Source organism: Pseudomonas putida, assembly GCF_002906855.1.
In the GTDB taxonomy this organism is placed as follows: Bacteria; Pseudomonadota; Gammaproteobacteria; order Pseudomonadales; family Pseudomonadaceae; genus Aquipseudomonas; species Aquipseudomonas putida_N.
In genome coordinates this window covers 139,978-160,864 of record NZ_MINI01000028.1, presented here as the reverse complement: position 1 = coordinate 160,864, position 20,887 = coordinate 139,978, and the positions used below count along the sequence as shown (strand labels likewise).

Sequence of the window (20,887 nt, the reverse complement as noted above, 5' to 3'; positions counted from 1 at the left end):
TTCAGGAGCGTCGTGATGAGTGTCGAAGAAAAACGAGTACGCGAATTTGCTTACCAGATCTGGGAATCGGAAGGTAAGCCGGAGGGGCAAGAGGAGCGCCATTGGGAGATGGCCCGCAAGCTTGCCGAAGCCGAGGCGCTGGCACCCAAGGCAGAACCGCGCAAGCGGGCACCGGCCAAGCCCAAGGCGCCTGCCGAGCCCAAGGTCACTGCCCTGCCTGCGGCAAAAACGCCTGCCGCCAAGAAGCCTCGCGCAGTGAAGAAGCCCACCGCAGGTTAAGCCTGTGCGGGCCTCTTCGCGGGGCAAGCCCGCTCCTACAGGGGGACGCAATATCCTTTAGGAGCGCGCTTGCCCCGCGAAGCGGCCCTCACAGGTCCCCGCAGTCCCCCCATCACCACGGCCAATCGAGGACCGCCATGAGCCCCCGTACCCCGAAGAAAACCCGCTCCGTCGCCCCGTCGCGTATCCGCGAAGGCCTGCCCTTCCCCCTGGGCGCTACCTGGGACGGCCTGGGGGTCAACTTTGCCCTGTTCTCGGCCAACGCCACCAAGGTCGAACTGTGTCTGTTCGACTCCACCGGCGAGCAGGAAATCGAGCGCATCGAACTGCCCGAGTACACTGACGAGATCTACCACGGCTACCTGCCCGATGCTCATCCCGGGCTGGTCTACGGTTACCGCGTGTACGGCCCTTACGAGCCGGAAAACGGCCATCGTTTCAACCCCAACAAATTGCTGATCGACCCCTATGCCAAGCAACTGGTCGGCAGCTTGAAATGGTCCGAGGCGCTGTTCGGCTACACCATCGGCCACCCCGACGGTGACCTGTCGTTCGACGAACGCGACAGCGCGCCCTTCGTGCCCAAGTGCAAGGTCATCGACCCGGCCTTCACCTGGGGCCGCGACCAACCCGTGCAGGTGCCCTGGGAACGCACGATCATCTACGAAGCCCACACCCGCGGCATCAGCATGCGCCACCCGGCGGTGCCAGAAGAACTCCGCGGCACCTTCGCGGGCCTTGCCAACGACGAGCTGCTCAAGCACATCAAGGACCTGGGTGTGTCGAGCATCGAGCTGCTGCCGATCCACGCCTTCGTCAACGACCAGCACCTGCTGGAAAAAGGCCTGAACAACTACTGGGGCTACAACAGCATCGCCTTCTTCGCGCCGCACCCGCGCTACCTGGCCAGCGGCAAGATTGCCGAGTTCAAGGAGATGGTCGCGCACCTGCACGACGCCGGCCTGGAGGTGATCCTCGACGTGGTCTACAACCACACCGCCGAAGGCAACGAACGCGGCCCGACCCTGTCGATGCGCGGCATCGACAATGCCTCGTACTACCGCCTGATGCCTGACGACAAGCGCTTCTACATCAACGACTCCGGCACCGGCAACACCCTCGACCTCAGCCACCCGCGGGTGCTGCAACTGGTCACCGACTCGCTGCGCTACTGGGCCGGGGAAATGCGCGTGGACGGTTTCCGCTTCGACCTGGCGACCATCCTCGGCCGCTACCACGATGGCTATAGCGAGCGCCACGGATTCCTCGTCGCCTGCCGCCAGGACCCGATGCTCAGCCAGGTCAAGCTGATCGCCGAACCCTGGGACTGCGGCCCTGGCGGCTACCAGGTGGGCAACTTCGCGCCCGGCTGGGCCGAGTGGAACGACCGCTTCCGCGATACCGCACGGGCCTTCTGGAAAGGCGACGAAGGCCAACTGGCCGATTTCGCCGCACGGATCACCGCTTCGGGAGACATGTTCAACAACCGCGGGCGCCGGCCGTATTCCTCGGTCAACTTCATCACCGCCCACGATGGCTTCACCCTGCGTGACCTGGTGTCGTACAACAGCAAGCACAACGAAGACAACGACGAGAACAACCAGGACGGCACCGACAACAACCTGTCATGGAACTGTGGTGCTGAAGGCCCCACCGACGACCCTGAAATCAACGCCCTGCGCATGCGCCAGATGCGCAACTTCTTTGCCACGCTGTTACTGGCTCAGGGCACGCCGATGATTGTCGCCGGCGATGAATTCAGCCGCACCCAACATGGCAACAACAACGCCTACTGCCAGGACAGCGAGATCGGCTGGGTCAACTGGGACCTGGACGATGAAGGCAAGGAACTGCTGGCCTTCGTCAAGCGCCTGACTCGCCTGCGCCTGGCATACCCGGTGCTACGCCGCTCGCGCTTCCTGGTCGGCGATTACAACGAAGCGATCGGGGTCAAGGATGTGACCTGGCTGGCGCCGGATGGCAGCGAGATGAGCGTGGAGCAGTGGGAAGACCCGCACGGCCGCTGCCTGGGCATGCTGATCGATGGCCGCGCGCAGGTCAGTGGCATCGCGCGACCGGGGTCGGAGGCGACCATGCTGTTGATCGTCAATGCGCACCATGATGTGGTGCCGTTCCTGCTGCCGGCAGTGCCCGAAGGCGAGTACTGGAGCTGCCTGATTGATACCGACCGGCCAGAGATGCGCAAGCCGCAACACCTGCAGTTCGACAGCACCTTCGAAGTCAAAGGCCGGTCGTTGCTTTTGATGGTATTACAGCGCGAGGAGGAGTAGTGATTCAGCCTGCCTGAGCTTGCTCTGGAAATTCGATACCTAATGTTGGGCAGCTAAAAACACGATCCTAAGCACGCTGCCCATTGCTACATAGCCGAAAGAGAGCCGAAGACATGAGCACAGTCACTCATCTGAAAGGTATTCATCACACTCGCCAATGCTCGATTGTTTACGCCTTTTCCGCGAACTCTCTTCTTGCTGCAGAACGACGTCGTTTCTCGTCACCAATACGAACCTGATTAACCCCGATCTCCTCACGTATCACTAAACCGTGATAGGCGCTTACCACCACATCGGGGAAGCCTCTGTCTCTAAAAGAGTTGAGGAGAGCTTGGCCAAACGAATGCTGTACGCCGCTGACCTCCTCAAAGGCAAATGAATTGGGCGTGACTGCATCAGCGCCGTAGCACGAAAGGGAGCGAACATCTTTGAAGTCAGTACGCAGCCCGCTTTCAATAAGAAATGTTACAAGCTGATTCGTCGTAAAGGTTTCAGTCTCATGCGTAAGGCGATTATCACCCGCTAGCCCGTGCCCCCACAGGTAGAGTTTACTCTTTTCTGGATCAAGGCCGGCCAGCGTCGACGCTACAGACTCAAATCTTGTATCCCTGATCACACTATGATCAAGCTCAAGTACCTCAAGTACTTCTCGACTGAATTTGACTTTGCTGCGAGCGGTTTGTCTAAGTATCTCATCCGATGCTGTAGAGACCTTGCGTTCGAAATCAGCAAGCGTCACAAGGTGCCTGTCGACGTCAGCTTTGGCTTTTCGTTCGTCAGCTTTCCTCCGAACCTCTAAGTGATTCTTCAGCTCGTCATCGGCGACAAGAATAGTCCTGAGTGTTTTCCGCTTACTTGCTCGCTGAAAATTAAGTTCATATGCAATCTCTCGGAGGTTGCCCTTCACAAACGGGATAAGGATATACCCTTCTTTCTGTGATTCAATTCCATTGGGGTCATGCAGCGTCGCGGGATTGTTACGCACCATCCGATAAAGATTGAGCCCATCTACCGTTTTGGCTGGGTCAGCATTCAGCCAGCGGCCAGCCCACGGCTGGTAATAGCGATAACCGTAGTAATACAGTCCTGTCGCATCGCCCTCTTTCCCGGAGTAACGAATGGTTTTGTATTCGGCTTCGATCTGGCTGCGCGCCGTCCATACGGACGTGCCGCCGAACGGGTAGTATTCCTCTTGGCTAATGACCGATCCTTGCCCATCCAGCTCCAGCCCGCTGCTGCCAATCAGGTTTTGATAGCTGTAGCGGACCTGATCATTGTTCAGGCCTGCCGGCAAGCCACTGGCCCAGTGCAGGACTTGTACTTGCGCACCGCCCCCTGCTGCAACCTTGATTACATGCAGGCGGGTATCTTCATCGGTGTCGCGCAATTCCAGGCCATCCAGATACAGCACTCGCTGAGATTGAGTGACACCCACTGCCTGCTGCTCGTTCACCTTGAGCAGGCGCATCCCGTCACCCCCATAGCGGTACCACTCGCGATCATCCGCGCCCGCCTCACGTTCGATCGGTTTCACCTGCGCCAACTCACCCCGCGCATTCCAGCGCAGGTCCTGTCCGGCCAGCAGCTCCAGTTGATGGCCACCGGCATCGAACAATTCATCCACCTGCTCAGGCAACAGGCCCTCACGCGCCAGCACTGCACGGTTGCTGCGGTTGGAGACGGTCATTCGAGTGGTGTAGGTGTTGTTGCTGGCCGGAGCGCTGTGTTGCATCTGGGTGAGGTTGCCCGCGCGGTCGTAGCTGTAGCGGCGCGTGTAATTTGTGAGGGCGCTTTCGTCGGTTGGCAAGGGAACCAGTACATCAGGCAACTGTGGACCTTGAGCACCACGCCCGACCATCTCCCGCCCCGTTGCCTGCACCAGCTGGTACAGGCTGTCGTAGCTGAAGGTACTTTCTGCCGTTACCTTCTGATTGCGCCAGAAGCGGGTGGCTTCGGCGTCATTGCGCACACTCTGCACATTCCCTACTGGGTCGTAGCGGTAGCGTAAATCCTGCAGTGTCGTGGCAGCGGAGGTCCGCGTGCCTGGGCGCTGCACACAGATGCCAGTCAGCCATTGAGTCAGTGGATCGAGGCCGTAGTCCGTGACTACTCCATTACCATGGACTTCCTGCTGCTTGTGGCCCGATGGCGAGTAACGCAAGGAAGCAACGATCACCTGCGCGGCCTGACCTTGCAGGGTCAACCAACTGCCCTGCAGCTGCCCGGCAACATCATAGGCCTGTCGTTGCTGGTGGCCCCGCGCATCAGTCTGGGTCAACTGGATTCCCGTGGTATCTAGCGTACGCAACGTCACATAGCGCTCTGGCTCCAGTGTGGCCTGCCATGCTTGCTCGTCGTCACCCGCCCAGTCCGCCTCGTCTTCGCCTGCAAGCACGCGGCGAGACTGGGCCAGCGCTGCACCGGTGAGCGCGAGGTTTTGCAGTTCGATGAGGCCTGCGGTGTCGTAATGGCGAACGCACTGACCCGCAAGGTTGCGGTTCTTTTCGCCTGGGCTCAGGCCTGCCCAGCGATAGAGCTCTGCGACACGCGGCAGCGCTTCGCCAGCGCCCTGCTCCGTCACGGCCAGCAGCCTGCCGGGTAGCGAAGGTACTTCATGGAAGCACGCTTGGCTGACGCCGGTAGCACTGACCGCCAGCAGCGGACGCCCGGCCACGTCAGGCAGGGCCACGCTCGAGCCGGCATCGACACTTTCGGTGTAAAGAGGTCGCCCAGACAAGTCGCTGTGCCAGCGAAAGTTCGGGGTAGCCGTTTCGGCAAGGCGCGGGTCACGGCTTAGTGCAAGATGACCACGGGCATTGTACTGATGCCGGGTGATGTGCAATTCAACGACGTCTGCGGCATCGTTACGATAACTGTCGACCTCGCGTACGGGTAAACCGCGCACGCAAAGTACCACCAACCTGGGAGTGCCAGCGTGCAAAGCTGGGGCATTCAAAGAGGCCATGGCCAAGATCGCTCAAGTGATTTTAGGCACGGCCCCCGTTTGAACATCGCGGGCATGCTCAATTCCTTTCCCTTAACTCCTTCGAGCCCTAGAACACTCTAGAACAACGTGAGCGGCGAAGGCTTACACTACCAATCTCACTCATCTTCCCATACTGACTACTCCATACTACCCCGTGATAACCGGTCACTTTCACGTTTGAAAACCCCATTCCCCTCAAGGCATTACGTAAAGTGCGTGCGAAAGGTTGCCGAATAGGATCCGCATCAAAATCCACGGCAGAAGCGTCCGCCAGTTCTTCAAGCTCAAACGAGGTGGGACTGCGACTATCTCCGCTGTTGCATGAACTGACCCGGATATCGACAAAATCCTTAGGGAGCCCACCCTCCCGCAGGCGGGTAGCGATTTCTCCTGCATCGATCTCCGTTGATCCCTCAACATCGTCCGCGCCCAGCGTAGGGTCTCCAGGGGCCCCGTGCCCGGTAATATAGAGTTTGGCATTATTGCTATCGAGCGATGCGAAGCCGTTCGGCGAATTGCCAATTATGACATTTAAAGCATCAAGGACACTCTGGTATTGATTGGCATGATGCCTTCGTGATTGCAATTTATCCGCATGCAAATCCCGATCGATCACCGAGGCTATGAGGGCGCTGCCCGCTACAAGTACTGCGCCACCAACAGCTCCCGCCATAGCCCATTGGGTACCGAATGCTGCACTACTGAACGTACCACCGAGGGTTGCACCAGCTGCGGACTGCAGAACATTGTGCTTGGCTGTACGCATCTGCTTCTCGGCCGCTTTCCTTTCACGAGACTGCATTTCTATGCCTATTTGCCTTCTGTTGAACTTTACAAGAAGCTCAAATACCGACCTAGAGGACTCGTTATCAACGATAATTGTATATGGAGGCTTGCCCTTACGATATCGAACCAAATTTTCATTCAGGATCTGCCTTACAACGTCTCCCTCCACCAACGGGGCGTAAATATAGCCATCTTTAGAACTATTACCATTGGGATCATGCAAGGTGCTCGGGTTATTCCGGACCATCCGAAAAAGATTCAATCCTTCCAACGCACCCATGGGGTCCACACTTAGCCAGCGCCCGCTCCACGGCTGATAATATCGGGCTCCATAGTAATAAAGCCCGGTTTTATCGCATTCTTTGGCGGAAAATCGGAGCGTTTTGAAGCTCGCTTCCATGTCGTTACGGACAGTCCAAACCGCCGTACCTCCGAACGCATAGTACTCTTCGAGTGAAATCACTTGCCCTTGCGCATCCAATTCCATACCGTTGCTGCCAATCAGGTTGTGATAGCTGTATCGAACTTGATCATTGTCCAGCCCTGCCGGCAAACCACTGGCCCAGTGCAGAACTTGCACTTGCGCACCGCCCCCTGCCGCGACTTTGATGACATGCAGGCGGGTATCTTCATGGGTGTCGCGCAATTCCAGGCCATCCAGGTACAGCACCCGCTGAGCTTGAGTGACATCTGCTGCCTGCTGCTCGCTCCTCTTGAGCAGGCGCATCCCGTCATTGCCATAGCGGTACCACTCGCGATCATTCGCGCCCGCCTCACGCTTGATCGGTTGCACCTGCGCCAACTCACCTCGCGCATTCCAGCGCAGGTCCTGCCCGGCCAGCAGCTCCAGTTGATGGCCACCGGCATCGAACAATTCATCCACCTGCTCAGGCAACAGGCCCTCACGCGCCAGCACCGCACGGTTGCTGCGGTTGGAGACGGTCATTTGTGTGGTGTAGGCGTTGTTGCTGGCCGGAGCGCTGTGTTGCAGCTGGATGAGGTTGCCCGCGCGGTCATAGCTGTAGCGGCGCGTATAATTTGTGAGGGCGCTATCGTCGGTTGGCAAGGGAACCAGTACATCAGGCAATTGTGGGCCCTGAGCACCACGTCCGACCATCTCCCGCCCCGTTGCCTGCACCAGCTGGTACAGGCTGTCGTAGGTGAAGGTACTCTCTGCCGTTACCTTCTGATTGCGCCAGAAGCGGGTAGCTTCGGCGTCATTGCGCACACTCTGCACATTGCCCACCGGGTCGTAATGGTAGTGCAGGTCCTGCAGCGTCGTGGCAGCGGAGATCTGCGTGCCCGGGCGCTGCACACGAATGCCTGTCAGCCTTTGCGTCATTGGGTCGAGGCCGTAGTCCGTGATTACCCCATTACCATGGACTGCCTGCTGCTTGTGGCCCGATGGCGAATAACACAATGAAGCAACGATCGCCTGCTCGGCCTGGCCTTGCAGGGTCAGCCAACTGCCTCGCAACTGCCCGGCAACGTCATAGGCCTGGCGCTGCTGGTGACCCCGCGCATCCGTCTGGGTCAACTGGATTCCCGTGGCATCGAGCGTACGCAACGTCACGTAGCGCTCTGGCTCCAGGGTGCTCTGCCATGCTTGCTCGTCTTCACCCGCCCAGTCCGCCTCGTCTTCGCCTGCAAGCACGCACCGAGACTGGGCCAGCGCTGCGCCGCTGAGCGCGAGGTTTTGCAGTTCGATGAGGCCTGCAGTGTCGTAATGGCGCACGCACTGACCGGCAAGGTTACGGTTCTTTTCCGCCGGGCTCAGGCCTGCCCAGCGATAGCGCTCTGCGACACGCGGCAGCGCTTCGCCAACGCCCTGCTCCGTCACGGCCAGCAGCCGGCCGGGTAGCGAAGGTACTTCATGGAAGCACGCTTGGCTGACGCCGGTAGCACTGACCGCCAGCAGCGGACGCCCGGCCACGTCAGGCAGGACCACGCTCGGCCCGGCATCGACACTTTCGGTGTACAGAGTTCGCCCAGCCAGGTCGCTGTGCCAGCGAAAGTTTGGGGTAGCCGTTTCGGCAAGACGCGGGTCAAGGCTTTGCACAAGGTTGCCGCGGGCATCGTGCCAATGGCGGGTGATGCGCAGCTCAACGGCTTGTGTTGCCTGCTCCCGATAGCACGCGAGTTCACCCACCGGGAAACCACGAGGGCAGAGCACTGCCAGGCTAGGAGTGCCTGCATGTAAAGCAGAGGAATTGAAAATAGCCATGGCTGAATTCCATTTCGCTGGTGCGGATGCTTTGATCTACCCGGTAAGCATCAATACAAGCTCTACGACACATCAGCCATACGCCTCCCTTATGGCAAGCGTAGACACACAAAGCAGTCCGCGCGAGCCAGACTGAACCTCACTTACCAGTGCCTGTCCCTTGTAGGAGCAGCAACCCTAGCAGCAGCCATTGAGGAGCCACCGTGAACCTCGAAGCCGGCAGCCCAGGTTTCGCCAGTACTCGTCAGGCCACGCCGGTCAACCGGCTGAGGGTGCTGACGGTGAACACCCACAAGGGCTTCACCGCCTTCAACCGGCGCTTCATCCTGCCTGAGCTGCGCGAGGCGGTGCGCAGCACCCAGGCCGATATCGTGTTCCTCCAGGAAGTGCTCGGCAGCCACGACCGCCATGCCGCGCGCTACCCTGGCTGGCCACAGACCTCGCAATACGAATTCCTCGCCGACAGCATGTGGAGCGACTTCGCCTACGGCCGCAATGCGGTGTACCCCGACGGCCACCACGGCAATGCACTGCTGTCCAAGTACCCGATCATCGAGCACCGCAACCTCGACGTGTCGATCACCGGCCCCGAGCGTCGCGGCCTGTTGCACTGCATCCTCGACGTCCCCGGCCAGCACAAGGTGCATGCCATCTGCGTGCACCTGTCGCTACTGGAAAGCCATCGGCAGAAGCAACTGCAGCTGCTGCGCCAGTTGCTCGATGGGCTGCCTGCCGATGCACCGGTGATAATCGCCGGCGACTTCAACGACTGGCAGCAACACGGCAACCGCACCCTGCGCCTGCAGCGCGACCTGCACGAGGCCTTCGAGCGTCATCACGGCCTGCTCGCCCGCACCTACCCCGCTCGCCTGCCGCTGCTGCGCCTGGACCGCATCTACCTGCGCAACGCCGATAGCCATGCGCCGCAGATTCTGGGGCACAAACCTTGGACGCACCTTTCCGACCATCTGCCACTGGCCGTGGAGGTCAGGTTGTAACAATGATTCGGCATAGCCAGTGCCGCAGAAATAGCGATCACCGCTATACCTGAAAAATTAACTAGGCTAATCAGCGACTTAAAAACAACCACGGCCCTTGAACAGATCTTTCACGCTTTCTTGACGCAAGCGCCGGTCTCTCCTTAGCTGAACAGTAATCACTAGACGTAAAAACTCGCGCCGGGCCTCTAGCTCGCGCCTTTGCTCGCGCCTGCGAAAGCTGGCGCGCTGGTTTGGGTCGCCCTCTGTTTTTGTCGTACAGCTCGTGACACGCAGGCCAGGTCCTTGGGCTGTACAACAATAAAACAGAGGAGATCCGCCATGAAAACAACCTCGAATCCCTTGCGCTTCGATCGTATTTTCTACGCGGTTTCCACGTCGATGCTTCTGGCAACCCCGGTGGAAACTTTCGCGTTCGAACTGCAGGAAGATCCGATCTCCCCCAGCTACCTGCAACAAGCGACGGTTCCGACGTTGTCGCTCGAACCGGTCAGCGCCAGTGGCCTTAACATGGGTACGCTGAACGCCTTCAGCGAGAAGATGGGCGAACGGCACAGCCTGCCAGCCCCCGACCTGGCGGGCGGCCAGTGGGCGCAGTTCTTCCCTGGCGCCACACCACAACCGGGTGCGCGGGCGCCAGATCAACTGGAAGCGCCCAGCCAGCAACTGATGATCGGCCCGGACCTGTTCGTGCGTGAAACCGCCGATGGCAACGTCCACCGTGCGGGGATTTTCGTTGGGCACAACAACCTGCAGAGCAGCCTCAGCGGTGCACGGCCATTGCTGGGGGACAAGCAGCGCAACGCGGTCAACCTCAGTGGCAGGAGCCTGGGGGTGTACTGGAGCATGACCCATGAACACGGTTGGCACGTGGATGCCGTGGCCATGGGCTCGCGCATCGAGGTGATGGGCCGTGACGACAGCGGCCAGCGCCTGGATGACAGCGGCCATGCGATGACCTTTTCGGTGGAAGGTGGTTACCCGATCGGCCTGGGTGGCGGCTGGGTCATCGAGCCGCAGGCGCAGTTGATCAACCAGCAGTTCTTCCCAGGCAACCAGGTGCAGGCAGAGACCTTGAAGGCGTTCGACAGCCAGCCCAGCTGGAGCGGCCGGGTCGGTGCCAAATTGTCCGGGCGCTACGAGGTGAAAGGCATGCCGATCGAGCCCTATGTGCGGACCAACGTCTGGTATGACTTCAACGATACCAGCGAGGTGAAGCTGGACCAGGTCGACAAGATCTCCAGCTCGCGCTATTCGACCACGGTGGAATTGGGCTTGGGGTTGGTGGCACGGGTGACACCTAAGGTGGCGCTGTTTGTCAGTGCCGATTACAGCAGTGATGTGGATGGCAATGACATCAACGGGCTGATTGGCAGCCTTGGGGTGCGGATGCGGTGGTAGGCAGGCCTGGCCTCTTCGCGGGACAAGCCCGTTCCTTCAGAGGTTACGAAACCCTTGCAGGAGCGGGCTTGCCCCGCGAAGAGGCCAGCTCAGGCAACCCTTCAGGCTGGCTTCATCACCAGCACACCCAACGGCGGCAGGTTAAGGGCCAATGACAACGGCTGCCCATGGCTGGCCACCTCATCACTCGCCACCGCCCCCAGGTTGCCGACATTCGACCCGGCATACAGCTCGGCATCGCTGTTGAGCAGCTCCTGCCAACGCTCACCGAACGGCACGCCAATCCGGTAGCCCTCACGCGGCACCGGGGTGAAGTTGGCCACCACCAGCAGCGGCTCGCCCTGGCTGCTCCAGCGCAACCAGGCATACACGCTGTTGTGCGCATCATCGCCGATCAGCCACTGGAAGCCCTGAGGCTGGCAGTCCTGCTCGTGCAGCGCCGGCAGTTCGCGGTACAGGCGGTTGAGGTCACCGACCAGGCGCTGCACACCCTGGTGCTCGGGGTATTGCAGCAGGTACCAGTCCAGCTGATGATCGTGGTTCCACTCGCGCCACTGGCCAAACTCGCAACCCATGAACAGCAGTTTTTTGCCCGGGTGGGTCCACATGAAGGTCAGGTAGGCGCGCAGGTTGGCAAACTTCTGCCACCGATCACCGGGCATCTTGTCGATCAGCGAGTGCTTGCCATGCACCACCTCGTCGTGGGAGATCGGCAGGATGAAATGCTCGGAATAGGCGTAGATCAGGCCGAAGCTCATCTCGTTGTGGTGATAGGTGCGGTGCACCGGGTCGTTCTGGATGTAGTGCAAGGTGTCGTGCATCCAGCCCATGTTCCACTTGTAGGCAAAGCCCAGGCCGCCCTGTTGGGTCGGCTGGCTTACGCCCGGCCAGGCGGTGGACTCCTCGGCGATGATCAGTGCGCCCGGTGCCTCGTGGGCGGCGACGCCATTGAGGTGGCGGATGAAGTCGATTGCCTCGAGGTTCTCACGCCCGCCGTGGCGGTTGGGCACCCATTCGCCGGCCTTGCGCGAGTAGTCGCGGTACAGCATCGAGGCCACCGCATCCACACGCAACCCGTCGATGTGGAAGTGCTTGAGCCAGTGCAAGGCCGACGCCATCATGAAGCCACGCACCTCGTTGCGGCCGAGGTTGTAGATCAGCGTGTTCCAGTCCTGGTGGAAGCCTTCCAGCGGGTTGTCGTACTCGTAAAGCGCGGTACCGTCGAACCGGGCCAGGCCGTGTTCGTCGGTGGGGAAATGTGCCGGCACCCAGTCGAGGATCACGCCGATGCCGCCTTGATGACAGGCATCGATGAAGGCAGCGAAGTCTTCAGGGCTGCCATAGCGCGAGGTCGGTGCGAACATCGACAGCGGCTGGTAGCCCCACGAGCCACCGAACGGGTGTTCCATGATCGGCAGCAGCTCGATATGGGTGAAGCCCAACTGCTGCACGTAAGGCACCAGGCGCTCGGCCAGTTCACGCCAGTTGTAGTAGCGCGACACTTCACCCAGATCGTCGAGTTCGCACTGCCAGGAACCCGGGTGCAGCTCGTAGATCGACAAAGGTGCGCTGTAGGCGTGGCGCTGGGCGCGATGCTCCATCCAGTCGTGGTCCTGCCAGTCGTGGCTCAGTTCGGCGGCCACCTTCGACGCGGTGCTCGGTGGCAGCTCGGTGGCGCGGGCCAGCGGGTCAGCCTTCAGTGGCAGTATGCCGTCCTTGCCGAGCACTTCGAACTTGTAGGTTTCACCCACACCCAGGCGTGGCACGAACAACTCCCATACGCCAGCGCTGTGGCGTAGGCGCATGGGGTGGCGGCGGCCGTCCCAGTTGTTGAAGTCACCCACCACCGACACCCGCCGCGCATTCGGCGCCCACACCGAGAAGCACACGCCGTCGATGCCATCGACCTGGATCGGCTGGGCGCCGAAACGCCCGGACAGGTCGCGGTGGTTGCCTTCGGCGAACAGGTAGAGGTCCATGTCGCCCAGTTGCGGGCCGAAGCTGTAGGGGTCTTCGGTCAGCTGCTCGCCACCGGCCCAGCCGATGTGCAGCAGGTACGGCTGTGCCTCATCGAGGTGCGCGCTGAACAGGCCAGGCAGGCTGCCCTGCACCATTTCGGCGAGGAGGCGCCCATCATGGCGCGCCAGCACCCGCACGTTCAGGGCATTGGGCAGGAAGGCACGGACCAGCAGGCCGCCCTGCCCGTCAGCGTGGGGGCCCAGCACTGCAAAGGGATCGGCGTGCTCGGCGCGGGCCAGGGCATCCAGGTCCCGTTGCCGAAGGCCGCCGTTTTCACGCGTGGTTGCATTCATCTATGACTCTCCCCAGGTACTGATCAGTCCATGCAGGCCATGCAAGGGCACGGCCAGCCAACTCGGACGGTTCTCGGCTTCGTATGTGATTTCGTAGGCGGCTTTTTCCAGGCAGAACAACTCCAGTGCGGCGCGCTCGCCCTCGGCCTGTTGCCAGGCGTGGGGCATGGCAGCGGTGGCCAGGCCATAAGCTTCGACGAAGGCATGCCGCGACTGGTGCAGGTACTGCCGGGCAACCCGTTGCCGGGCTTGCCGCGCCGGGTCGGAAAGGTCCACGGCAGACGCGCTGCGCAAGATCATCGCAGCAGCATAGTCGAAGGATCGCAACACGCCGCTGACATCCTTGTACGGGCTGTGCTTGGCTCGGCGGTCGTCCAGTGGACGGGCCGGTTCGCCTTCGAAATCAATCAGGTAGGCATCGCCCTGCACTACCAGCACCTGCCCCAGGTGCAGGTCGCCATGCACGCGCATCAGCAGGCCGCCCTGGGCCTGTTCGGCGAGTTTGGCGATGTGCTGGGCGAGGCCGTCACGCTGCTGTTGTAGGTCATCGACCAGGGCCTGGCTGTCGGCGTCGAGGTGTTCGCGGTGCTGGGCCAGCAGATCGAGGGCGTGGTTCAGTTCGGCACTGATCTGCGCACTCCAGCGTTGACCGTCTTCGGCGTCGCTTGGGCGTGGCTGGAAGGCTTCATCGGTGGTCGGTGCCGCCAGCAACAGGTGCATCTCGCCCAGGCGCTGGCCGAGCAAGGCGGCGAAGCCGTTGAGCTCGGCCAACGCGTCGGTGTGCGCTTCGGCGTCGACGCTGGTCGGTTCCATCTCATCGCGGATGGCCCGCTCCAGGGTGTTCTGGGTCCAGGCCCAGGCATCGCCTTGGTTGCTCAAGTAACCCTGGGCAATCATCAACAGGTGCGGCGCGCCCTGCTCATCAACGCGGCTGACCCAGGCCAGCAACGGCGAGATGTTGGCGAAGCCGGCGGCGGTGAGGTAGGCGCTCATTTCCAGCTCAGGGTGAATGCCCGGGTTAACCCGGCGAATCAGCTTGAGCACCACTCGGTCGCCAATCACCACCGAGCTGTTGGACTGCTCGGCGCTGAGGTAGCGCACCTCGCTTTCTTCGTTTAGCTCAAGGCCGGCCAGCTGGGCTGTGCAGGCGAAGCGCAGCTCGCCCTGGCCATTGCCGCAAGGCAGGTGCATGCCGTCCTGACAGGCGCGCAGCACGGCTCGGATGAACGGTTCGAGGACGAAGGCGTCGGTGATCAGGCCCACCTGACGGCCACGGCGTACCCGCGACAGCGCCAGCTGCTGCGGCAACGCCGTGTTGATCTGCTCTTCCGGCAGCAGGCCGAACGGCAGCAGGTAACGGGTGGCCACGCCATTGCTGAGCACTTCGATCTCGCTGAGCAGCACTGGCGTGGTGGCAGTGCCGAAGCGTACGCCGTAACGCAAGCGCACCTGGTCGATCGGGCCTTCCTTGCCGGCGAACCAGCGGCGCTTGGGCAGGTATTGCGGCAGGACTGTGTCGTTCAGAGTGTCGCTGGAGGGGGATTCGAGCAGTTCTTCCATGCGTTTGCGCAGTACTAACGTGGTCAATTCCGGCAACCCCTCGGTAGCTTGGATGTGCCAGCTGGGCATGCGGTCGTGGGCAGCCAGCAGGAACCAGTAGAAGGCATAAGGTGGCAAGGTCAGCAGGAACGGCAGTTGGCCAATCGGCGGGAAGGCACTGCCACCGAGCATCTCCACAGGCACTTTGTCAGCGTATTGCGACAGTTCGAGTTCGGCAGCCTGGGCGGCACGCGAGACGTTGGCGACGCAGAGGACCACTTCGGTGTTGCCGCCTTCGTCGGTGTACTCGCGGATATACGCCAGGATGCGCCGGTTGCTCGGCGTCAGCGTGCGCAGGCTGCCGCGGCCAAAGGCCTTCTGCTGCTTGCGCACGGCCAGCAGGCGGCGGTTCCAGTTCAGCAGCGAGTGCGGGTCGTGAGCCTGGGCTTCGACGTTGACGGTCTGATAGCCGTACAACGGGTCCATGATCGGCGGCAACACCAGGCGCTGCGGGTCGGCCCGGGAGAAGCCGCCGTTGCGGTCCGGTGACCACTGCATAGGGGTGCGTACGCCGTCGCGGTCGCCGAGGTAGATGTTGTCGCCCATGCCCAGTTCATCGCCGTAGTACAGCGTCGGCGTGCCGGGCATGGACAGCAGCAGGCTGGTGAGCAGCTCGATGCGCCGCCGGTCACGCTGCAGCAGCGGCGCCAGGCGCCGGCGGATGCCAAGGTTGATACGTGCGCGGCGGTCTTCGGCGTAGTAGTTCCACAGGTAGTCGCGCTCGCGGTCGGTGACCATTTCCAGGGTCAGTTCATCGTGGTTACGCAGGAAGATCGCCCACTGGCAGTTGCCCGGGATTTCCGGGGTCTGGCGCAGGATGTCGGTGATCGGGAAGCGGTCTTCCATGGCCAGGGCCATGTACATGCGTGGCATCAGTGGAAAGTGGAAGGCCATGTGGCATTCGTCGCCATCGCCTTCGCCAAAATACGGTCGGGTGTCTTCGGGCCACTGGTTGGCCTCCGCCAGCAGCATGCGGTCGGGGTAGTTGGCGTCGATCTCGGCGCGGATCGCCTTGAGCACCGTGTGGGTTTCAGGGAGGTTTTCGTTGTTGGTGCCGTCGCGCTCGATCAGGTACGGGATGGCGTCCAGGCGCAGGCCGTCGACACCCAGGTCGAGCCAGAAGCGCATCACCCCGATCACCGCCTTGAGCACCTGTGGGTTATCGAAGTTGAGGTCCGGCTGGTGCGAATAGAAGCGGTGCCAGAAGTACTGGCCGGCGACCGGGTCCCAGGTCCAGTTGGACTTCTCGGTGTCGAGGAAGATGATCCGCGTGCCGTCGTACTTCTGGTCATCATCCGACCACACATAGAAGTCCCGCGCTTTGCTGCCGCGCTTGGCATGGCGGGCACGCTGGAACCACGGGTGCTGGTCGCTGGTGTGGTTGATGACCAGCTCGGTGATCACCCGCAGTCCGCGCTTGTGCGCCTCGGCGATAAAACGGCGGGCGTCGGCCATGCTGCCGTAGTCCGGGTGCACGGCCTTGTATTCGGCGATGTCGTAGCCGTCGTCGCGCCGTGGCGAGGGGTAGAACGGCAGCAGCCACAGGGTGTTGACGCCAAGCTCGGCGATGTAGTCGAGCTTGCTGATCAGGCCGGCGAAATCGCCGATGCCGTCGTTGTTGGCATCGAAGAACGACTTGATGTGCAGCTGGTAGATCACGGCGTCCTTGTACCACAGCGGGTCATCGATGAAGGCTGCCGGGCGGGAACGCTTGGCCATGGGTGACTCCTTTCAGATCTCTCTAAGGTTCCCACAGGGGATGATGTGCGCCGTGCTAGCGGGCCTTTTCGATGCGCCAGATGCCAAACGGCTGGTGCCAGGGCTCGATGCGCATCCACTGGGTCTTGCCATGCCAGGTCCAGCGGTGGCCGTTCATCAGGTCCTCGCCCAGGGTGTCGGCGTTGTCATCCAGCCCCAGTTCCCACAACGGCAGCTCGAAACTGGCCTCCTGGGCGTTGTGCGGGTCGAGGCTGATTGCCACCAGGATGTAGTTGTCGCGCTCGGGTGTGCGCTTGGCGAAATACAGGATGTTGTCGTTCCAGCAGTTGAAGAACGCCACACCCAAGTGCGTCTGCAACGCCCGGTTCTGCCGACGGATGCGATTGAGCTGGGCAATCTCGGCGACGATGTTGCCGGGCTGGTTGAAGTCGCGCGGACGGATCTCGTATTTCTCCGAATCCAGGTACTCCTCCTTGCCCGGCAGCGGCGTGCCTTCGCACAGCTCAAAGCCCGAATACATGCCCCACAAACCCGAGCCCATGGTCGCCAGCGCGGCACGGATGAGGAACCCGGCACGGCCCGAGGTGTGCAGGAAGTAGGGGTTGATGTCCGGCGTGTTGACGAAGAAGTTCGGCCGGTAGCAGTGGCACCACGGCGGCTGGTTGAGTTCCTCGAAGTACTCGCGCAGCTCCTGCTTGCTGTTGCGCCAGGTGAAGTAGGTGTAGCTCTGCGCATAGCCCACCTTGCCCAGGCGCGCCATCATTGCAGGCTTGGTGAAGGCCTCGGCGAGGAAGATCACCTCGGGGTACTGGCTGCGCACATTGGCGATCAGCCATTGCCAGAACGGCAGCGGCTTGGTGTGCGGGTTGTCGACGCGGAAGGTCTTCACGCCCTCCTCGACCCAGCCGACCACCACGTCACGCAGGGCCAGCCACAGGCTCGGTACGGCGTCGGCGGCGTAGAAGTCGACGTTGACGATGTCCTGGTACTTCTTCGGTGGGTTCTCGGCGTAGCGAATGGTGCCGTCGGGGCGCCAGCTGAACCAGCCGGGGTGCTCCTTCAGCCAGGGGTGGTCCTGGGAGCATTGGATGGCGAAGTCCAGGGCGATTTCCAGGCCGTGCTCGGCCGCAGCGGCCACCAGCCGACGGAAGTCCTCACGGGTGCCCAGCTGCGGGTGGATGGCCTCATGGCCGCCCTCCGGGCTGCCGATCGCATAGGGGCTGCCGGGGTCGCCGGGCTCGGCGCGCAGGGCGTTGTTGCGGCCCTTGCGGTGCTGGGTGCCGATCGGGTGGATCGGCGGGAAGTACAGCACATCGAAGCCCATGTCGCGGATCATCGGCAGGCGTTCGTGCACGTCGTTGAAGGTGCCGTGGCGCTCGCGGCTGTCGGTGATCGAGCGCGGGAACAGCTCGTACCAGCTGGCGAACAATGCTGCCGGACGATCGACATCGATGGGGAATTCGCCGCTGCGAGTCAGGTAACTGCGGTGCTCGGCTTCGGCCATCAGCCGTGCGGTGTCAGGGTGCAGCAGCAACGCCACCTGGTCATCGGCCTTGAGCGAAACCAGCCGCTGCTGCAAGGCGCTGAGCTCCTCGCGCAACGCGCCTTCGCTGAGGTCAATACCCTGGCCGAGCATCAGCCGGCCCTCTTCCAGCTCCAGCTTGACCTCGACCCCGGCGTGGTACTTCTTCTCCAGGTCGTGGCAGTAGGTGGCGAACGGGTCAATCCACGCCTCGATGCTGAACAGGTGCGGGCCCAGTTCAGTGGGGGTGAACTCGGCCAGCCACAGGTCGTTGCCCGGCGACTGCATCGGTACGCAGTGCCAGCGGCGGCTGTGGGCCTGGCGCCAGTTGAGCACCACCGCCAGGCGGTCGTGGCCGTCGCCGTAGACCTTGCTGCTGACGGCGACCGGCTGGCCGCTGACGGCCTTGGCGGCGAAGGTGCCGGCATCGAGCACGGGTTGGGTGTCTTCGATCACGATGCGCGGCGCCAGCAGCGCCTGGGACAGGCTGATGGCCTGGTCCGGGTGATCGTTCGCCATGGGCACGCTTTCAAAGGGCTCGTTTCGTGACATCGACCTTGCTCCCTCAGGCTGGTGGCGGTAAGGGTTCAGAGCCGGGTACAGGCGTGGGGTTCAAAAAAATTGAGCGAACGGCAACTGCCAGCGGTCAGAGCCTGCAGCACCTCTTCAATTCATCCACGCGAGGTCAGGCCATGAACATTCCGATTCCACCGGAAACTCCCGATCCCAACATCGACGACCCGAGTTTGCCGCCGCCCGTACCGGAAGAAGACCCGGACGAGCTGCCGATCAAGCCGACCATGCCGCCGACGGTGGGTGATCCGCCGAGTGATGAACCACCGGTGAAGGCTTAAGGGTAGCCCCGTTGTTGGGAGATGGTGGCGTGAGATGGATTGAGGGCGCGCGCGGTGGGTTCGCCGTATAAAAATCTCGCCTGTGCCACCGAGCGCCGCGCGGGCGGCGCTCGATCTCGAAACCAGGAAAAATGCCACGACCAACCACTTCCGGCCTCAGCCGACCAAAGCTGCTACCTCCGCCACACTGATCTCGCGCATCCTGAACTTCTGCACCTTGCCGGTCACCGTCATCGGGAACTCGTCAACGAAGCGGAAATGCCGTGGCACCTTGAAGTGCGCAATGCGCGCCTTGCACCAGCCCTGCAATTCCTCGACCGTGGCGCTATGCCCCGGATGCAGCTTGATCCAGGCGACGATCTCCTCGCCATAACGGCTGCATGGGATGCCGACTACCTGCGCATCGGCCACCGCCGGATGAGTGTAGAAAAACTCTTCCAGCTCCCGCGGATAGATGTTCTCGCCGCCGCGAATGATCATGTCCTTGTTGCGCCCGACGATGCGCACATGACCCTGCTCATCCATCACTGCCAGATCGCCCGAATGCATCCAGCCGGCCGGGTCAATGGCGTCCGCCGTGGCCTGGGGGTTGTCCCAGTAGCCGAGCATCACGCTGTAGCCACGGGTGCACAGCTCGCCAATCTCGCCACGGCCGACGATGCAGCCATCGGCGTCCACCAGCTTGGTCTCCAGCTGTGGCTGAGTACGGCCGACGGTGGTCACGCGCAGTTCCAGTTCATCCTCCGGGCCGGTCTGCAGCGACACCGGGCTAGTCTCGGTCATGCCATAGGCGATCTGCACCTCGGCCATGTGCATCTGGTCGATCACCCGGCGCATCACCTCGATCGGGCACGTGGCGCCGGCCATGATGCCGCTACGCAAGGTCGACAGGTCCAGTTGCGTGCGCGACGGATGATCGAGCATGGCGATGAACATGGTCGGTACGCCATAGAGGATGCTGGCGCGCTCCTCGGCTACAGCGCGCAGGGTCAGTTCGGCGTCGAAGGCATCGTTGGGGTAGACCATGGTGCTGCCGTGGGTGATGCAGCCGAGGTTGGCCATGACCATGCCGAAGCAGTGATACAGCGGCACCGGGATCACCATGCGGTCACGTTCGCTCAGGCCCAGGCTCTCGCCGACCATGAAGCCGTTGTTGAGGATGTTGTAGTGGCTGAGCGTGGCGCCCTTGGGCGCGCCGGTGGTGCCGGAGGTGTACTGGATATTCACCGGCTGGTCGAACTGCAGGCTTTGCTGACGCGCCGCATAGGCTTCGGTCGAGGTCTGCCCTGCCCGCTCGGCCAATGCCGGCCAGGGCAGGAAGCCGCTGGGCGGGTTGGCCGCCAGGCTGATCACCCCACGCAATTCGGGCAGGCGTTCGCTGGCCAGCCCACCCAGGTGGCTGGTCGCCAGTTCCGGTACCAGTTCCTGAACCATGGCGTGGTAATCGGAGGTCTTGAATGCATCGGCACACACCAGCCAGAGGCAGCCGGACTGGCGTAGCACGTACTCCAGTTCACCCACGCGATAGGCCGGGTTGATGTTGACCAGGATCGCACCGACCTTGGCGCTGGCCAGTTGCAGGATGCACCACTGGGCGCAGTTGGGCGACCAGATGCCGACCCGGTCGCCGGTGTTCACGCCCAGAGCCATCAGGGCACGGGCATGTACATCGACCTGTTCGGCCAGCTGCCGCCAGCTATAGCGCAGGCCCTGGTGGCGCACCACCAGCGCTTCGCCGTCGGCGCAACGGGCCACGGTGGCATCGAAGGCCTGGCCGATGGTCAGGGTCAGCAGCGGTTGGTCCTGGCGACCGCAGGTATAGCTTGGTTGACTCATGGGTGTCCCTTCTTGTGGTTGTTCTGGGCACGGCTGAAGCGAGCTGGGAATACTCTGGCGCAGATTTACGTTTACGTAAA

11 protein-coding genes are annotated in these 20,887 nt (G+C 61.9%); 5 read left to right on the top strand and 6 right to left on the bottom strand.

The genetic code is table 11. From position 1 onward, the window contains the following. Positions 1–12: 12 nt before the first annotated feature. Both BGP85_RS01010 and glgX read left to right on the top strand, forming a co-directional pair. Positions 13–279 carry a DUF2934 domain-containing protein gene (locus tag BGP85_RS01010; RefSeq protein WP_103448101.1) on the top strand — a complete coding sequence of 89 codons (267 nt, stop codon included), beginning with the start codon at positions 13–15 and terminating at the stop codon, positions 277–279. 137 nt (positions 280–416) lie between these two features. After that, the gene (gene glgX, locus BGP85_RS01005; RefSeq protein WP_103448102.1) at positions 417–2,570 is read left to right on the top strand and encodes a glycogen debranching protein GlgX; all 2,154 of its coding nucleotides are present in this window, start codon (positions 417–419) and stop codon (positions 2,568–2,570) included. A gap of 169 nt (positions 2,571–2,739) precedes the next feature. Here glgX and BGP85_RS01000 read toward each other — a convergent pair whose 3' ends face one another. Together BGP85_RS01000 and BGP85_RS00995 are read right to left on the bottom strand one after the other, a co-directional pair. Next, complete coding sequence (locus tag BGP85_RS01000; protein ID WP_219811527.1) at positions 2,740–5,475, bottom strand: RHS repeat domain-containing protein; 2,736 nt, start codon at positions 5,473–5,475, stop codon at positions 2,740–2,742. A 148-nt stretch (positions 5,476–5,623) separates the two neighbouring features. Then, a complete protein-coding gene (locus BGP85_RS00995; protein WP_103448104.1) occupies positions 5,624–8,566 on the bottom strand; it encodes an RHS repeat domain-containing protein in 2,943 nt (980 codons plus the stop codon). Positions 8,567–8,769: 203 nt separating this feature from the next. Here BGP85_RS00995 and BGP85_RS00990 point away from each other — a divergent pair, with 203 nt between their 5' ends. After that, positions 8,770–9,564 carry an endonuclease/exonuclease/phosphatase family protein gene (locus BGP85_RS00990; protein WP_103448105.1) on the top strand — a complete coding sequence of 265 codons (795 nt, stop codon included), beginning with the start codon at positions 8,770–8,772 and terminating at the stop codon, positions 9,562–9,564. Between the two features lie 321 nt (positions 9,565–9,885). Beyond that, positions 9,886–10,965 carry an autotransporter domain-containing protein gene (locus tag BGP85_RS00985; protein WP_103448106.1) on the top strand — a complete coding sequence of 360 codons (1,080 nt, stop codon included), beginning with the start codon at positions 9,886–9,888 and terminating at the stop codon, positions 10,963–10,965. Between the two features lie 101 nt (positions 10,966–11,066). Here BGP85_RS00985 and glgB read toward each other — a convergent pair whose 3' ends face one another. Genes glgB through BGP85_RS00970 form a run of 3 tightly spaced genes read right to left on the bottom strand, consistent with a single transcriptional unit; the run spans position 11,067 to position 18,669 of the window. Continuing rightward, a complete protein-coding gene (gene glgB / locus BGP85_RS00980; RefSeq protein WP_103448107.1) occupies positions 11,067–13,277 on the bottom strand; it encodes a 1,4-alpha-glucan branching protein GlgB in 2,211 nt (736 codons plus the stop codon). Then, entirely contained in the window at positions 13,278–16,595 is a 3,318-nt protein-coding gene (gene treS, locus BGP85_RS00975; RefSeq protein WP_103448108.1) for a maltose alpha-D-glucosyltransferase, read from the bottom strand. Positions 16,596–16,650: 55 nt separating this feature from the next. After that, positions 16,651–18,669: an alpha-1,4-glucan--maltose-1-phosphate maltosyltransferase gene (locus tag BGP85_RS00970; protein ID WP_103448109.1), complete on the bottom strand. Its 2,019-nt coding sequence runs from the start codon at positions 18,667–18,669 to the stop codon at positions 16,651–16,653. A gap of 140 nt (positions 18,670–18,809) precedes the next feature. Between BGP85_RS00970 and BGP85_RS28805 the strand changes: the two genes are divergently transcribed. Next, entirely contained in the window at positions 18,810–18,971 is a 162-nt protein-coding gene (locus tag BGP85_RS28805) for a hypothetical protein (protein ID WP_181004509.1), read from the top strand. A gap of 156 nt (positions 18,972–19,127) precedes the next feature. Here BGP85_RS28805 and BGP85_RS00965 read toward each other — a convergent pair whose 3' ends face one another. After that, complete coding sequence (locus tag BGP85_RS00965) at positions 19,128–20,807, bottom strand: AMP-binding protein (protein WP_103448110.1); 1,680 nt, start codon at positions 20,805–20,807, stop codon at positions 19,128–19,130. Positions 20,808–20,887 lie beyond the last annotated feature (80 nt).

Bases quoted from the DNA above. Each gene is read 5' to 3' on its own strand.
- glgX (WP_103448102.1), top strand. From the start codon at position 417: ATGAGCCCCCGTACCCCGAAGAAAACCCGCTCCGTCGCCCCGTCGCGT.
- BGP85_RS00995 (WP_103448104.1), bottom strand. From the start codon at position 8,566: ATGGCTATTTTCAATTCCTCTGCTTTACATGCAGGCACTCCTAGCCTG.
- treS (WP_103448108.1), bottom strand. From the start codon at position 16,595: ATGGCCAAGCGTTCCCGCCCGGCAGCCTTCATCGATGACCCGCTGTGG.
- glgB (WP_103448107.1), bottom strand. From the start codon at position 13,277: ATGAATGCAACCACGCGTGAAAACGGCGGCCTTCGGCAACGGGACCTG.
- BGP85_RS28805 (WP_181004509.1), top strand. From the start codon at position 18,810: ATGAACATTCCGATTCCACCGGAAACTCCCGATCCCAACATCGACGAC.
- BGP85_RS00965 (WP_103448110.1), bottom strand. From the start codon at position 20,807: ATGAGTCAACCAAGCTATACCTGCGGTCGCCAGGACCAACCGCTGCTG.
- BGP85_RS00985 (WP_103448106.1), top strand. From the start codon at position 9,886: ATGAAAACAACCTCGAATCCCTTGCGCTTCGATCGTATTTTCTACGCG.
- BGP85_RS00970 (WP_103448109.1), bottom strand. From the start codon at position 18,669: ATGTCACGAAACGAGCCCTTTGAAAGCGTGCCCATGGCGAACGATCAC.